This window comes from Mammaliicoccus sp. O-M54, from assembly GCF_022386035.1.
In the GTDB taxonomy this organism is placed as follows: Bacteria; Bacillota; Bacilli; order Staphylococcales; family Staphylococcaceae; genus Mammaliicoccus; species Mammaliicoccus sciuri_A.
In genome coordinates, this window is sequence record NZ_JAJNJE010000006.1 from 60,696 (window position 1) to 76,256 (window position 15,561).

18 protein-coding genes are annotated in these 15,561 nt (G+C 32.0%); 12 read left to right on the top strand and 6 right to left on the bottom strand.

Annotated features, from left to right (window positions below; genetic code table 11):
- Nucleotides 1-179: 179 nt before the first annotated feature.
- The 4 genes from LQ673_RS10895 to LQ673_RS10910 form a co-directional block, all read right to left on the bottom strand.
- Nucleotides 180-356 (bottom strand): NETI motif-containing protein, encoded by a 177-nt coding sequence (locus LQ673_RS10895; protein ID WP_049320405.1) that lies wholly within the window; start codon nt 354-356, stop codon nt 180-182.
- A complete protein-coding gene (locus LQ673_RS10900; RefSeq protein WP_025905125.1) occupies nt 346-915 on the bottom strand; it encodes a DUF2179 domain-containing protein in 570 nt (189 codons plus the stop codon). The genes LQ673_RS10895 and LQ673_RS10900 overlap by 11 nt, the downstream gene beginning before the upstream one ends.
- A gap of 64 nt (nt 916-979) precedes the next feature.
- Complete coding sequence (nadE, locus tag LQ673_RS10905) at nt 980-1,801, bottom strand: ammonia-dependent NAD(+) synthetase (protein WP_037589509.1); 822 nt, start codon at nt 1,799-1,801, stop codon at nt 980-982.
- A complete protein-coding gene (locus tag LQ673_RS10910) occupies nt 1,798-3,273 on the bottom strand; it encodes a nicotinate phosphoribosyltransferase (protein WP_037589510.1) in 1,476 nt (491 codons plus the stop codon). The genes nadE and LQ673_RS10910 overlap by 4 nt, the downstream gene beginning before the upstream one ends.
- 144 nt (nt 3,274-3,417) lie before the next feature.
- On the opposite strand from LQ673_RS10910, the gene LQ673_RS10915 reads away from it, so the two are divergent.
- The 12 genes from LQ673_RS10915 (at nt 3,418) to LQ673_RS10970 (ending at nt 13,689) form a co-directional block, all read left to right on the top strand.
- Nucleotides 3,418-4,587, top strand: a complete 1,170-nt coding sequence (locus LQ673_RS10915) for an MFS transporter (protein WP_191836600.1) — start codon at nt 3,418-3,420, stop codon at nt 4,585-4,587.
- 221 nt (nt 4,588-4,808) lie between these two features.
- A complete protein-coding gene (locus LQ673_RS10920; protein ID WP_037589512.1) occupies nt 4,809-5,639 on the top strand; it encodes an ATP phosphoribosyltransferase regulatory subunit in 831 nt (276 codons plus the stop codon).
- Nucleotides 5,640-5,648: 9 nt separating this feature from the next.
- On the top strand, nt 5,649-6,266 hold the full coding sequence (gene hisG, locus LQ673_RS10925; protein ID WP_025905120.1) for an ATP phosphoribosyltransferase: 618 nt from the start codon (nt 5,649-5,651) through the stop codon (nt 6,264-6,266).
- Nucleotides 6,256-7,512, top strand: coding sequence for a histidinol dehydrogenase (gene hisD / locus LQ673_RS10930; protein WP_191836601.1), 1,257 nt, complete (start codon nt 6,256-6,258; stop codon nt 7,510-7,512). The genes hisG and hisD overlap by 11 nt, the downstream gene beginning before the upstream one ends.
- Nucleotides 7,513-7,515: 3 nt before the next feature.
- Nucleotides 7,516-8,526, top strand: coding sequence for a pyridoxal phosphate-dependent aminotransferase (locus tag LQ673_RS10935; RefSeq protein ID WP_191836602.1), 1,011 nt, complete (start codon nt 7,516-7,518; stop codon nt 8,524-8,526).
- Nucleotides 8,498-9,076: an imidazoleglycerol-phosphate dehydratase HisB gene (gene hisB, locus LQ673_RS10940; protein WP_037589517.1), complete on the top strand. Its 579-nt coding sequence runs from the start codon at nt 8,498-8,500 to the stop codon at nt 9,074-9,076. Before LQ673_RS10935 ends, hisB begins: the two co-directional genes overlap by 29 nt.
- Nucleotides 9,076-9,657, top strand: a complete 582-nt coding sequence (gene hisH, locus LQ673_RS10945) for an imidazole glycerol phosphate synthase subunit HisH (protein ID WP_126477114.1) — start codon at nt 9,076-9,078, stop codon at nt 9,655-9,657. The genes hisB and hisH overlap by 1 nt, the downstream gene beginning before the upstream one ends.
- A complete protein-coding gene (gene hisA, locus LQ673_RS10950) occupies nt 9,650-10,354 on the top strand; it encodes a 1-(5-phosphoribosyl)-5-((5-phosphoribosylamino)methylideneamino)imidazole-4-carboxamide isomerase (protein WP_191836603.1) in 705 nt (234 codons plus the stop codon). Before hisH ends, hisA begins: the two co-directional genes overlap by 8 nt.
- The gene (gene hisF / locus LQ673_RS10955) at nt 10,351-11,109 is read left to right on the top strand and encodes an imidazole glycerol phosphate synthase subunit HisF (protein WP_191836604.1); all 759 of its coding nucleotides are present in this window, start codon (nt 10,351-10,353) and stop codon (nt 11,107-11,109) included. Before hisA ends, hisF begins: the two co-directional genes overlap by 4 nt.
- Entirely contained in the window at nt 11,106-11,738 is a 633-nt protein-coding gene (hisIE, locus tag LQ673_RS10960; protein ID WP_191836605.1) for a bifunctional phosphoribosyl-AMP cyclohydrolase/phosphoribosyl-ATP diphosphatase HisIE, read from the top strand. Before hisF ends, hisIE begins: the two co-directional genes overlap by 4 nt.
- A 65-nt stretch (nt 11,739-11,803) precedes the next feature.
- Entirely contained in the window at nt 11,804-12,862 is a 1,059-nt protein-coding gene (locus tag LQ673_RS10965; protein WP_196308094.1) for a nitric oxide synthase oxygenase, read from the top strand.
- Between the two features lie 14 nt (nt 12,863-12,876).
- Nucleotides 12,877-13,689, top strand: a complete 813-nt coding sequence (locus LQ673_RS10970; RefSeq protein WP_191836607.1) for a prephenate dehydratase — start codon at nt 12,877-12,879, stop codon at nt 13,687-13,689.
- A 255-nt stretch (nt 13,690-13,944) separates the two neighbouring features.
- On the opposite strand, the gene LQ673_RS10975 is transcribed toward LQ673_RS10970, so the two are convergent.
- Nucleotides 13,945-14,394 (bottom strand): iron chaperone, encoded by a 450-nt coding sequence (locus tag LQ673_RS10975; protein WP_204171218.1) that lies wholly within the window; start codon nt 14,392-14,394, stop codon nt 13,945-13,947.
- A gap of 17 nt (nt 14,395-14,411) precedes the next feature.
- On the bottom strand, nt 14,412-15,518 hold the full coding sequence (locus LQ673_RS10980) for a glycosyl hydrolase family 28-related protein (protein ID WP_191836609.1): 1,107 nt from the start codon (nt 15,516-15,518) through the stop codon (nt 14,412-14,414).
- Nucleotides 15,519-15,561: the final 43 nt, after the last annotated feature.

A 15,561-nucleotide genomic window follows, 5' to 3' on the forward strand; every position in this document is an offset into this window, starting at 1 on the left:
TTTAGTCATTTATAGTATAACAGACTTCTACGAACACGTACATTGTTTATAAAAAATACAAAATTGTTCGTGATTTATAATTTTATTCCTAATATCTTTCATTATATATTGTAACACTAGGAGAATAAACTAAAAGTAGAAAAAAATCTGGGCCACATTCTCATGTCCCAGATTTATAATCATTCTTTGATTTTCTTACCTACGAATTGTATTTCTTGTTTAAGAACTTCAATGTCACCATTTTCTTTCTCAATAAATACAGGTTTTTCAAATCTTTTTACAGGTGTATAACCTTGAGCTTTCATTCTTTTGAGACACATTTCAATCGTTTCATTGTCTTCTACTCTAAACTTCATCCGTATCATACGCCTTTAATTTTTTGCTTCGTACACCTTTAACCCAGAATCCACCGTGTATATTCTTAGGTTCATAAGCGATTACAAAGGCTTTAGAATCCAATTGTTTAATTGTATCCATTAATTTTAATTCGAATCTACGTGGTGTTAAAATTTGCATCACTAAGCGATCACCATCTCGTCCTTTAGCAACGTAATGTGTAACACCGTAACCTAAATCTCTTAACGTTCTTGGTAAATCTGTTTCATATTCAGCTGTTGTAACATTCACAACGATATATCCTAATGCAATTTTCTCTTCTATCTTCATGCCGACAATGATGCCTGCAGCAAATCCAAGCGCATAAGCTAATATATTCTGAATTTGGTCAAGACTATTGATTACTAAACCTAACCCGATAACATAAACAACTACTTCAAGTACACTAACAGCAGCGGCCACATATCGATATCCTTTTAATGTTAAAATTGTTCTCATTGTTAAACAGGATACATATACTATATTAATGACAAATATAGATAGCACCATTAACCATGGATTATCTAATATAGCTGACATTTAAACCCTCCATAAATCAAAATACTGGAATCATTTTATCAAGCAAACTTATGAAAGTCACGCATTATTTTGGCCATGTGTAACGGTTATAAGGCATTTCTCTTTTATGTGCATTTCTTACATAGTGATTTTGAATAATTTCTTGATCTTTCTCACTGATTTTTTTACCTTCTAAGAAGTCATCAATTGCATCATAAGTTACGCCTAACGCTTCTTCATCAGGTAAAGCAGGTTTATCTTCTTCTAAATCAGCAGTTGGTACTTTATTGATTAAATGATCTGGACCACCTAAATATTTTAAAATGGCTTTGCCTTGGCGTTTATTAAGTCCGAATAACGGTGCAACATCACAAGCACCATCTCCAAATTTCGTATAGAAACCTGTAATATTTTCAGCAGAATGATCCGTACCAAGTACAAGTCCGCTATTAGCTGAAGCAATTGAATATTGAACTTTCATTCGTTCTCTCGCTTTTTCATTACCTTTTTGAAAATCAGTTAATTCAACGCCCGCTTCTTTTAAAGATTGAATACTCGCGTCCACTGCCGGTTTAATATTGACTGTTACACGTTTACTTGGATTGATAAAATCTAATGCATCTTGTGTATCTTGTTCATCAAATTGTTCACCATAAGGTAACCTTACTGCGATAAATTCATATTGATGATTTTCTTCAGCATTTAATTCATCTACAGTTAATTGCGCGATTTTACCTAATAATGTTGAATCTTGCCCGCCAGAAATACCTAACACTAAAGATTTAACAAAACTATGTGCTTTAACGTAAGATTTTAAGAACTGCTTAATTTCTTCATATTCCTTTTTGGGATCGATTGATTTTTTAACATTCATTTCTTTGACAATGATTGATTGTAAATCTCTCATGACTCTTCCACATCCTTTATCGCTTCTGCTACTCTTTCAGCTACATCGAATATCTTTTTATTTTTATTATCCCAACATGCTTTACTCAAATCTACTGGATATTCTTCAGGATTTAAATAACGTTTATTTTCTTCCCATAATATATCTAAATTGTTAAAAGCAAATTCCCTAATTTCTTTAATTTCTGGAAGTGTATACACACGTTTACCATCTTTAAAAATGTCATGATGTAAATCGACAGCTTTAAAATGTTTGATATATTTCATTTTATAAGTGTGAACAGGATGGAACATTTTTAGACGTTCTTCTTTATTCGGCTCTTCATCTTCTAATGTAATATAATCGCCTTCAGATTTATTCGTTTTAGTATTGATAATTCTATAAACATTTTTCTTACCTGGTGTTGTAACTTTTTCAGCATTGTTAGAAATTTTGATGCGATCTGATAATTCACCATTTTCTTCTTCGATTGCTACAAGTTTATATACAGCACCTAATGCAGGTTGATCATATGCTGTAATCAGTTTCGTACCGACACCCCATGCCGTTACTTTTGCACCTTGTGCTTTTAAACTTGTAATTGTTTGTTCATCTAAATCATTTGAAGCGAAGATTTTTGCTTCTGTAAAGCCAGCTTCATCTAACATTCTTCTTGCTTCTTTAGATAAATAAGCGATGTCTCCTGAGTCTAGTCGAATACCGATAAAATTAATTTTATCTCCTAATTCTTTCGCTACTTTAATCGCATTCGGCACACCTGATTTTAAAGTATGGAAAGTATCTACTAGAAACACGCAATTTTTATGTCTTTCAGCATATTTTTTAAACGCTGTATATTCATCATCGTATGTTTGAACCATTGAATGCGCATGTGTTCCTGAAATCGGAATACCAAATAATTTACCAGCTCTGACATTACTTGTAGAATCAAATCCACCAATCATCGCAGCTCTAGCACCCCAAATCGCAGCATCCATTTCTTGCGCTCTTCTAGTACCAAATTCCATTACAATTTCATCACGAACAACTTGTTTAATTCTACTTGCCTTAGTCGCAATTAACGTTTGGAAATTCACGATATTTAAAAGTGCAGTTTCAATGAGCTGTGCTTGAATAAGTGGCGCTTCTACTCTAATGAGTGGTTCATTATTGAAACAAAGTTCCCCTTCTTTCATTGCTCTAATATTCCCTGTAAATCGCAATGACTTTAAATAATCTAAATAATCATCTTGATATCCAACTTCTCTTAAATATTCAATATCTGACTCTGTAAATTTAAAATGCTCAATAAATTGCACAATTCTTTCTAATCCACTAAAAATAGCATAGCCGCTATTAAATGGCATGCTTCTAAAATACAAATCAAAAATAGCAGTACGCTCATGAATACCATCATTCCAATAAGTTTCACCCATATTGATTTGATATAAATCCGTGTGTAACATCAAACTATCGTCTTCATATTTATACATTATTCAATACTCCTCAGGTTATCTAATTTTATATTATTTTATCATACTTTTTAAATTAAAAATTAAAAAGTAACTTAAATATATCAAGTCATTTACCTCTGTGATAAAATACTAAAGATGTAAAATTTACAAGGAGGCATACAAATGAAAAATTCTTCATTCAAAAAATTATTTATTATACTTTCAATTACTGTAGCTGTCTCTGGTTTTTCACAAGGAATGCTCTTACCACTTATATCGGTCATCTTTGAACGTAATGGTATTTCAAGTTCATTGAATGGTTTACATGCAACTTCATTATATATAGGTGTATTCTTGTCATCATTCTTTATCGAAGGGCTTGTTAGAAAGTCTGGGTTTAAATATATGATATTAGTTGGTGGAGCCATAGTTGCTTTATCTTTATTGTTATTTCCAACTTTAAAGACATTATCTATTTGGTTTATTTTAAGACTATTAATTGGAATTGGTGATAATATGTTACACTTTAGCACGCAAACTTGGTTAACACATATTACACCTAAAGAAAAATTAGGAAGAACGATTTCTGTTTATGGTTTCAGTTTCTCAGCAGGTTTTATGTTAGGACCCCTATTAGCTAAACTTGTAGACGTTTCGGAAGCTTTACCATTTATCCTTTCAGCAATACTTTCATTAATAACAATTTCATTAGTCCTTTTAATACACAATGAATTCCCTTCATCTAATGTTAGACCAGTCAGTATATTAAATACGTTAAAAAACTTTGGAGATGTTATAAGAACATCATGGATAGCGTTTATGTTTCCATTATTATATGGATTATTTGAAGCAGGATTACATAGTAACTTCCCTGTTTATGGTTTAAGAAATGGACTTGATGTCACAAGTATTACATTAATCTTACCTGCATTTAGTCTTGGTGCTATTCTTTTCCAAGTTCCATTAGGTATGTTTAGTGATATTCATGGTAGAAAGAAAGTATTAACTGGATTAACATTAATCGGCAGCATCGTGTTTATGTTAGGAGACTTTTTACCAACGAGTACATTTATTATGATGGGATTATTCTTAATCGCCGGATTATTCACAGGTTCATTTTATGGCTTAGGTGTAAGCTTTATGACAGATTTAACACCAAAGCATAATCTACCAGCTGGTAATTTAATGATAGCCATGTCATTTAGTGTTGGTAGTATCATTGGCCCAATGCTTGGAGGAACGATTATACAATTATCAAACGGCACAATATTCTTTACGATGATTGCTGCATTTGTATTTATCGTGTTTATTCTATTACTTATTCATAGAACACCTACAAAAGTTGAAGCGTAATTTAAGCTATTCATAAAAATTAAAATCGCATCACTATAATATAATTTAAACCCATAGACTTTGACTAATTCAAATGTCTATGGGTTTATTTTTTATATATTTTTTTGATATTTTAAATATTCAGAACTTTCAATTGATATGTTTCGTTATGCATGTTATAGTATCATTTATAATTAAATAAATACTTTAACTTGGTAGAGAGTAAAAGCGAGGTTTATAATATGGATTATGTAAAATACAGAGATGACGTTATTCAAAAGAAAGAAAAAGAACTTAAATTTCTAAAATATTTTAGTGCTCGAGATTTCGAAGTGATAGATATGAGTTTTATAGAAAAGCTTCATTGGAAACAATTAACACAAGATGATTTGAATAGTTTAGATACTAGAAGCATTTGGAAAAATGGCGATGCATTTTATAGTTTAAGAAATGATTGGACGGATCAAATCCAACATTATAGTCGTGAATATAACCTTGATGCACGTTCCGTAACATATGCTGGCCCTATCGCAATTAATGAACATATATATACAAATTTAGGTGTTGAAATCTTTAATCCTAAAAGGAATGACATGTTGCAATGTTATGAATATATACATGACTTTATCCAAAATGAACTTGATTTAAATGTTGATTTTGCTGTTATTGGACATTATCAATTATTTGATCTTTTACTTTCTAAAGAAGAACAAAACGAAGAATTATTTACGGCTATTAGTGAAAGAAATATTTCAAAAATTTCTAAACTACTTTCACAAAATCATTCACTCGTACAATTACTTAAAACACCTACTCATCAACAATTAGACTTTTTAACAACTTTTGCTGATACTGACCATCCAACTTATAAATCTTTACAATATTGGAAAGCGACATTAGAAGCATCAGGTATTAACCATATACATTTAGATATAACAACAATGCCCCCAAAATCATATTATGTTGGGAGCTTCATTCAGCTTTATGAAAATAACAATCGAAATCCAATCGCATCAGGCGGACATTATAACGGTACGTTAGAAGGTTTTGGATTTGGTATTCAACTATCATAGGAGGTCATTATGTTAACAGTTGCATTAAGTAAAGGACGTTTATTAAAAGATTTCATAAAATTTATTGATGAAAATGGTAACCCAAAATGGGCAGACGCCTTAAATAATAGAGAACGTAAACTTCAAATTGAAGTTGCGAACGTTAGATTTATTCTTGTTAAAGGAAATGATGTATCAACTTATGTTGAAGAAGGCATTGCTGATATAGGTATTACAGGCAGTGATATTCTTGATGAAAAAGATAAACTCAATGTAAACAACTTAGTTGATTTACCTTTTGGTTATTGTCACTTTGCTGTTGCAAGTAAACCTGAAGTAACAGAATATAAAAAAATTGCGACGACTTATGTTAAAACGACGAAAGCATATTTTAAAAATAAAGGACAAGATGTCTCAATTATTCCATTATCAGGATCTGTAGAATTAGCAGCAGTAGTGAACATGGTTGATGCAATCGTTGATATCGTCCAAACAGGTACGACATTAAAATCTAATGGACTCGTTGAAAAAGAATCCATCGGTGACATCAATGCTAAATTGATTACAAATAAACATGCATTTTTTAGTAAATCAAATATGATTGAATCATTTATAGAAGAAATCGGGGTGTCGATGAATGCTATCTAAAACAGAATTCATAAATAAATTTGAACAAGATAGATTAACAGACGAAAGTAATACTGAAGATGTTAAAAAAATTATCCAAGATGTAAAAGAACATCAAGACCAAGCTTTATTTCGTTATAACAAGAAATTTGACAATGTTGATTTAGAACAACTTGAAGTCCCACAATATGATATAAAAAACAGTATCAACCTTATATCAGATACTTTAAGATCAGCACTTGAAACAAGCTTTGAACAAATTAAAAATTTCCAACAAAAAATTAAACATGAAAATGTAACTACAGGTCAAACTTACCAACTTTATCACCCTATTGAAAAAGTCGGTATCTATGTACCAGGTGGAAAAGCAAGTTACCCATCAACAGTTCTGATGACAGCTACCCTTGCTAAAGTAGCAAATGTTCAAGAAATTATTGTTGTTACCCCACCTCAAAAAGATGGTATCGACCCAGCTATACTTGCTGCATGCCATATTACGGGTGTTGATCGTGTATTCCAAGTAGGTGGCGCTCAAAGTATCGCTGCACTAGCTTTCGGTACGGAAACAATTCCGAAAGTAGATAAAATTGTTGGACCTGGTAACCAATTTGTTTCATTAAGTAAACAGTTATTATACGGTGTAGTTGGTATTGATCAAATAGCTGGACCAAGTGAAATCGCACTTATTGCTGATGAAAATTCAAATGTAGATTACATCATTCAAGATATATTAGCGCAAGCAGAACATGATGAACAGGCTAGAACATTTCTAGTTTCAACAGATTCTTCATTCTTAACAAAAGTTCAACAGAAACTACAACAAGCTATAGATCAAGCACCAAGAAAACAGATCATCGAACAAAGTATCAAAAATTATCATTATCCAATTTTAACGCGTGATATTAACGAAACGATAGATGTCATTAATTATATTGCGCCAGAACATTTATCCATTCAAACGACTGATCCAAGTAAATATATTGGTAAAATTAAATACGTCGGAGCAATGTTCTTAGGTCAATACTCACCAGAAGCAATTGGTGACTATGCTGCTGGACCAAGTCATGTATTACCGACTGATAAAACAGCAAGATTCTCGAATGGCTTAACAGTCAATGATTTCTTAACGAGTCATTCTGTTATTCATTTAGATGAACACACTTATCAAAGTATTGCACCTAGTGCTATAGCTTTAGCTGAACAAGAAGGTTTATATCAACATAAACAATCTTTAGAAGTGAGATTAACAAACAACGAGGAGTCGTGAAACATGATTAGAATAAACAAGAATGAAAGCCCTATTCCTGCATTAGATAATGCAACTTTAAAAAATATTATCGCCAATTCAAATTTTAATTTTTATCCTGATGAGGAATATGATGCCTTTATCAAGTCTTATGCAGACTACTATCAATTATCACCTAACCAAGTTTCTGCAGCGAATGGTTCAGATGAGTGGATTCAAAAATGCATGATTGCATTACCCGATGGACCTGTCCTAACGCTTAATCCAGATTTCTTCATGTATACAGCATATGCACATCAGATTAATCGCCCTATTCATTATGTTGATGCAGAAGATGACTATACATTCTCATTAGATAAAATTAAGCAATCAATCCAAGAATTAAAGCCAGCATTTTTCATTATGAGTGTGCCTCATAATCCATCAGGCATTCAATATCCTAAATCATTTTTAGAAGAAATTGCGAATGAAATGAAGGCAATTGGTGGTTATTTTATTATTGATGAAGCTTATTTAGATTTTGGAGATGCATATGATATTGAATTGCAAGACCATATCATTCAAATGCGTACGTTAAGTAAGGCATTTGCAATAGCTGGTTTAAGAGTCGGCATCGTCATTTCAACTGAGAAGACCATTCAAACTTTAAATCGTATCGCACATCCGTATCCTTTAAACACATTAACTTTAAATATTGCGACTGAAATTTTCAGTAACAAAGAACTTGTACATTCATTATTAACACAACAAAGACAATTGAGTATTCAATTAAGAAATATTTTTGAACAACATGTGAGCGATGTTATCCATGTCATACCTTCAAAAACAAATTTCGTATTAACTTATGGAGATTTAGCAGAATCATTAGGTCAGTATATTTATGACCATGGCTATTTACCAAGATTTTATGATGAACCAAACATGCAACAAACTGTTAGATACTCTATTGCTACAGAATCTGAATTAAATGAACTTGAAAAAATCGTTAAAGAATGGAGACAAGAATATGACTTATCAAAAAGAAAGATCAACTAAAGAAACAGATATCAAAATTCAACTACGATTAGATGGAGAAGATTCACACATTAATACAGGTGTTGGTTTTTTAGACCATATGTTGACGTTGTTTAGTTTTCATAGTGGTATTGCCTTAAATATAGAAGTTGATGGAGATACACATGTAGATGACCATCATACTGTTGAAGATATTGGCATTGTAATAGGTCAATTACTGCTTGAAGTCGTTAAGGATAAAAAATCATTTACGAGATATGGTTCATTCTATATACCAATGGACGAAACTTTAGCACGTGTTGTAACGGATATTAGTGGCAGACCATATTTATCATTTAATGCGACATTTTCTCGTGAAAAAGTTGGCACATTTGATACAGAACTTGTTGAGGAATTCTTTAGAGCACTTGTGATTAATGCAAGGTTAACAACACATATCGATTTAATTAGAGGTGGCAATACGCACCATGAAATCGAAGCGATTTTTAAAGCATTTGCTAGAAGTTTAAAAATCGCATTAACACAAGATGATTATGCAGGTATCCCTTCTTCTAAGGGTGTGATTGAATAATGATTGCAATCATTGATTATGGACTTGGCAATATTAAAAATATTGAACGTGCCCTCTTACATTTAGGATATGATGCCATATTAACTTCAGATGAAGAAACTATAAAAAATAGTACACATGTCATTCTTCCTGGTGTCGGGCACTTCAAAGATGCTATGACACAATTAACATCAAGTGGTCTAGACAAAGTGATTAAAGATATTAAAGATACGCATAAAATCATTGGCATTTGTTTAGGTATGCAAGTGTTATTTGAATACAGTGCGGAAGGTTCAACAAAAGGATTAAATTTATTGCAAGGGAACGTTATACCTATAGAGAGTCCCTACCCTGTTCCTCATTTAGGATGGAACAATTTACAAAGTGAACATCCACTTCTTGATGGTGATGTTTACTTTATACATTCTTATCATGTCTCTACTGATCTACCTATAGTTGCTACAGCAGATTATGGACAACCAATTACTGCTATCGTGCAACAAGAAAATATTATCGGTATACAATTCCACCCAGAAAAAAGTGGTGATTATGGACTCAAAATACTAGACCAAGCATTGAAAGAAGGTTTTTTAAATGATTGAAATTTGGCCAGCAATAGATTTAATAGACTCCACAAGCGTGAGATTAACTGAAGGTAAATATGATTCTAAAGAATCTATGCCTAGAACTGCTGAAGAAGCAATTGCTTTCTATTCAAAATTTAAACAAGTTTCTAGAATTCATGTTATCGATTTAATCGGCGCTAAAAATCAACAACCAACAGAAGCAGATTACATAGAACAACTCGTCAGTTTAACTCATTTACCAATTGAAGTTGGTGGCGGTATTCGAAGTGTTGAAACAATTGAATCATATTTAAATAAAGGCGTTGAGTACATTATCGTCGGCACTAAAGGCATACAAGACTTAGACTGGTTAAAAGAAGTGACTAATAAGTTCCCTAACAAAATATATTTATCTGTCGATGCGTATGTTGAAAAAATCAAACTAAACGGTTGGCTCGATGATGCCGGTATAGACCTATTTGATTTTATTGAAAAAATCAACACATTCCCTCTCGGCGGAATTATCTATACAGATATTTCAAAAGACGGAAAAATGTCTGGACCAAACTTTGCATTAACAGGTAAATTAGTACAATCTACATCTATTCCTGTCATTGCATCTGGTGGTATAAGAAATAAAGATGACATAGATCAACTGGATGCATTAAATGTACACGCTGCAATTGTTGGAAAAGCAGCAAATACGGATGCATTTTGGGAGGGTATTGAATGATCAAAAAAAGAATCATCCCATGCTTAGATGTTAAAGATGGACGTGTCGTTAAAGGCATAAAATTTAAAGGTTTGAGAGATATTGGACATCCAGTTGAATTAGCTGAATATTATAATCAAGAAGCGGCAGATGAGCTTGTGTTCTTAGATATTTCTAAGACAGAAAATGGACATCAAATGATGTTAGATATCATATCAGAAACAGCTTCAAAATTATTCATACCACTTACTATTGGTGGTGGTATTAGTACACTTGAAGATATTTCGGTATTACTTAATCATGGTGCTGATAAAATTTCATTAAACTCAAGTGCTTTGCGTAATCCAGCATTTATTCGTGAAGCGAGTGATAAGTTCGGAAAACAATGTATCTGTATCGCAGTTGATGCTAAATGGGAAGAAGAACATCAAGATTGGTATTGTTATACTCATGGTGGTAAACAGAGAACAGATAAACGTGTGTTAGATTGGGTTCAAGAAGTTGAAAATCTCGGCGCTGGTGAATTATTAATTACCAGTATGGATTACGATGGTGTTAAACAAGGATTTGATCATCGTTTATTAACCGAAATTAATCAACGGGTTTCTTTACCTGTTATTGCATCAGGTGGTGGCGGTAATAGTCAGCATTTTGTTGATTTATTTAAACAAACAGATGTATCTGCAGGTCTCGCTGCAAGTATTTTTCACGATAAAGAAACAACGATACAAGCAGTCAAAACACATTTATCTAATGAAGGAGTGAATGTACGATGAGTGAATTAGCACCTGATTTTTCTAAAGGTCTTGTACCAGCAATTTTACAACATTACCAAACTGGACAAGTATTAATGTTAGGTTATATGAATGAAGAAGCTTATAACTTAACCATTCAAGATAAAGTCTGTTGGTTTTATTCAAGAAGTAAAGAACGTCTTTGGAAAAAAGGCGAATCGTCCAATCATATCCAGCACGTTATCGATATACAATTAGATTGTGACCAAGATACAATTTTGTTACAAGTCAATCCTGATGGCCCTACTTGCCATACTGGATCTGTTAGTTGCTTTAATACTGAAGAACCTTACACGCTTGAATCATTAGAAACGACTATTCAAGAAAGTGTCGATTCTAATAATCCTAAATCATATACAAATTATTTACTTAATAAAGGTATAGATAAAATTTCTAAAAAATATGGAGAAGAATCATTTGAAGTCGTTATTGCAGCTATGAAAGATGATAAATTAGAACTCACAAATGAAGTCGCTGATGTACTTTATCATTTATTCGTATTACTACATGATAGAGGTGTTAAATTTGAAGATGTCATATCAGTATTGAAAGAACGTCATAAAAAGTCAGGTAACTTTAAAGGTGAACGACAAGACATTAATAATTGGTAAATTGTCATAATTCATATATTGTCAAAAATTAGCAGTCGCTTATACTAGTACATAGAGGTGTATTTATGTTACGAGATAAAGCGACTGCTTTTATTAACGATATGTATAAAGAATTAGAAATATCAGAATTACAAATGAATAAAAGAATACAAGAAATAGAACATGAAATTTCACAAAGTGGTACTTATACTCACACTACAGAGGAGTTAGAATATGGTGCGAAAGTAGCTTGGAGAAATTCAAATAGATGTATTGGTAGACTTTTTTGGGATAAATTGACGGTTCGAGATTTAAGACATATTCAAGATGAACAAGCATTTATTACTTCAATTGAAGATCACATTAAAGACGCTACAAATGATGGAAAAATCAAACCCATGATCAGCATATATAACAATCAAATAGAAATTATGAATGAACAATTGATTAGATATGCAGGATACGAAGATAAAGGCGACCCTAAATCTATCGAAATGACGAAATTAGCACGCCATTTAAATTGGCAAAGTCCTCAAACTGATTTTGATGTGCTTCCATTAATGTATCGAATTAATCAACAACGCCCTAAAATTCATCAATATCCACAAGAACTCATTAAAGAAATTAACATTACCCATAAACAGTATCCTAAGTTAACATCACTACAACTGAAATGGTATGCAGTACCTATCATTTCAAATATGGATTTAGAAATTGGTGGTATATATTATCATACTGCCCCATTCAACGGGTGGTACATGGAAACTGAAATAGGCGTTAGAAATTTTACAGACGAATATCGTTATAATAAATTAAAAGATATTGCAGAAGCATTTGATTTTGATACGACGACAACATCAAGTTACTGGAGAGATAGAGCTTTAGTAGAGTTTAATTATGCTATTTATCATTCGTATAAAGAAGCGGGTGTTGCAATTGTTGATCATTATAATGCCTCTAAACAATTTAAGAAATTTGAAGAAAATGAATGTAAAGCTAATAGAAAAGTGACCGGAAAATGGAGTTGGCTTGCACCTCCTCTTTCACCTTCACTTGTACATAATTATCATAAAGGCTATGATAATGAGATGAGAAGTCCAAACTTTTTATATAGACAAAATCAACAAGGTTGTCCAATGCATTAGAAAGGAAGTCATTTATGAAGTTATATTATTTAGGACCATTAGGTACATTTTCACATATGGCAGCACTTAAATATAAGCCAGATGAAATTAATGAATATATTCCTAAGTCAAATTTATACGAAGTGGTTAAAGCAATTGAAGCTGACCCACAAAACATCGCAATTGCCCCAATTGAAAATTCTATCGAAGGTACAATCAACATCATTGCTGATTCATTAACTGAACAGAAAATCCATGTTATAGACGAATTACATCTAGATATATCATTTTCTCTTTATGTTCAAAAAGGCGTAAAATTAGAAGATATTAAAGAAGTTGTTTCTATCGCCCCAGCAATCAATCAAACATCTAAATTTATTAAAAATCATAACTTTGCATACAGATATTCTGATAGTACCGTTCAAAGTTTAGATGAAATAGATGCACATACTGGCGCAATTGCACCAATTGGTTTAGAAAAATCTAATGACGATGTTGAAGCATTACATGAACACATCGAAGACTACCCACATAATACAACAAGATTTTTAATTTTATCAGCTGAAGAAAAACATGTTGAAAAAGCAACAGATAGTATTTTATTAATTACTCCTGACCAAGATAAACCAGGCTTATTAGCAAGTATATTAAATACATTTGCTTTGTTTAATATCAACCTATCATGGATTGAGTCACGACCACTCAAAACGCAACTCGGCATGTATCATTTCTTTGTTCAAGCAGATTGTAGCGCTGAAGATATAGAAATGAAAAAAGTCATCACAATCCTAAAAACATTAGACTTTAATGTAAAAGTGCTAGGTAATTTTGATAAGCGAATTACATAAATAAATAGTTTGAGATATAATTCCTAACTCAAATTAAAAAACACCTTATTTACTGATTTATTCAGTAAATAGGGTGTTATTTTATAATCTACGATTTTGTTCGTGCATGCTTGCCTAGGGTATGGCTCGAGCCTGTAGTCTCTCGCTCATACTATTCCCTCAGGCGTCAGCACTTTACAAAATCGATACAAATCTCCAATTTTATGCATAAAATAAAGCATTCTCGTATAATTCAAGTAATCATCACTAAAACTATTATTTTTGATTTCTATGTCCTGATTCATATTTTTGTATCCATTCATCTACAGTGACTTTTTCACTCAATTCACCTATTAAAGTAAAGGGTATATTTTTATTGTTTGTGAATCTAATACAACTTTTCCCCATATTTAATTTAGTTGGTACTTGTTCTTTGTATCTATCTTCAAACCATTCTTTCAATTCATTCATCCCATATAAACCCATATGATATAAGGCAATATGATTTTTTTGAGCAGCAAGACTAATGAACGGAAGTGGTTCGTCTGCTCTATTTAAATAACCTTTTGGATATTTATCTAAAGGTACTACAAATGTCGGCATACCGTATTGCATGACTAGTTCATATCCTGGTGGTAGATGTGTTTTGATTGTATCTAGCAAATGAATATATGTTTCTTTTTTCTTTTCATCTATTTGTTCAATATAACGGTCTATGCTATTCATCATGTCCTCCATTTTAATTAAATATGAATAAGATTCTCAACTTGATCTTGTTTGATATTGCTTAAATTACGGTTATTGTATAAATAAATATCTGTCGTCTTAATGAATTTAATATTATTTGAAGATGCTCCTTCAAAATGATTATTATAAATATAAATATCTTTATTCATAACGTCTTCATAACTTTTAATTAAAATACTTGGTTTACTTTTAATATCTTTAAATGTATTATCACCTATCAAAATAGTTGACCCTGCTTGTCCGCCTCTATTTAATTTATGGATATCTACAGAATATTTACCTGTTGGTACTGCTAAATAGCGTATGCCACCCTCACAATTTATAAATTGATTATTTGTAACAGTTGAATCTTTCGCTTTTAATAAAGTAACTGCGAAATCCCCTAACCCTTCAAAAGTATTATGTTGAATATTTATATTCTCATAAAACACATCATACATACTTGCATGAGATCCGACTGCTCTATTCCAAGGTAACATGTTCGGATCACCCGAATTTCCGAAATAACAGTTTTCGATCAGTGCATTTTTAGTTATCGTACCATCTGTCGCCCCAAATTTAGGAAATGCCCCTTCAGTTTGAATATCTATTTGAACAGCTTCACTAAATAACCTTGTTCCACTATCGTCACGGAATCCAAGGAACTTACATTCATTTACATAAAAGCCATCTAAGCCACATGCATCAATCGCATGCCCACCAACAACATTCTTAAATGTCACATTATGTATTTGAATATTTCGTGCATGACCAATAGACATGATCGTGTTATTTGTATTATTTGTATGTCCATATGCATCAAATGTCCCACCGATAATATTGATATTACCATGACCTTCATAGCCATAGTATTTTTTCAATCTATGTCCGTTTTTCAGCATAGCTGTAGGTGATTTTCTGATTAACACTGCTTCATCATGTAAAATAAGCGTTGTATTTTCATATATCACTAATTCATAAATAATATGATAAACACCTTTAGGTATATAAACAGTTACTGGTCCTTTCTTAGCTTGTAACAAAGCTAATTGAATACCAATTGTATCTGTTAATCCACAACCACCTTTAGCACCATAACGATTTACATTAACAATATGCTTCATACTTCATAACCACCTTAATATAGCGTATACTTGCATGTATATT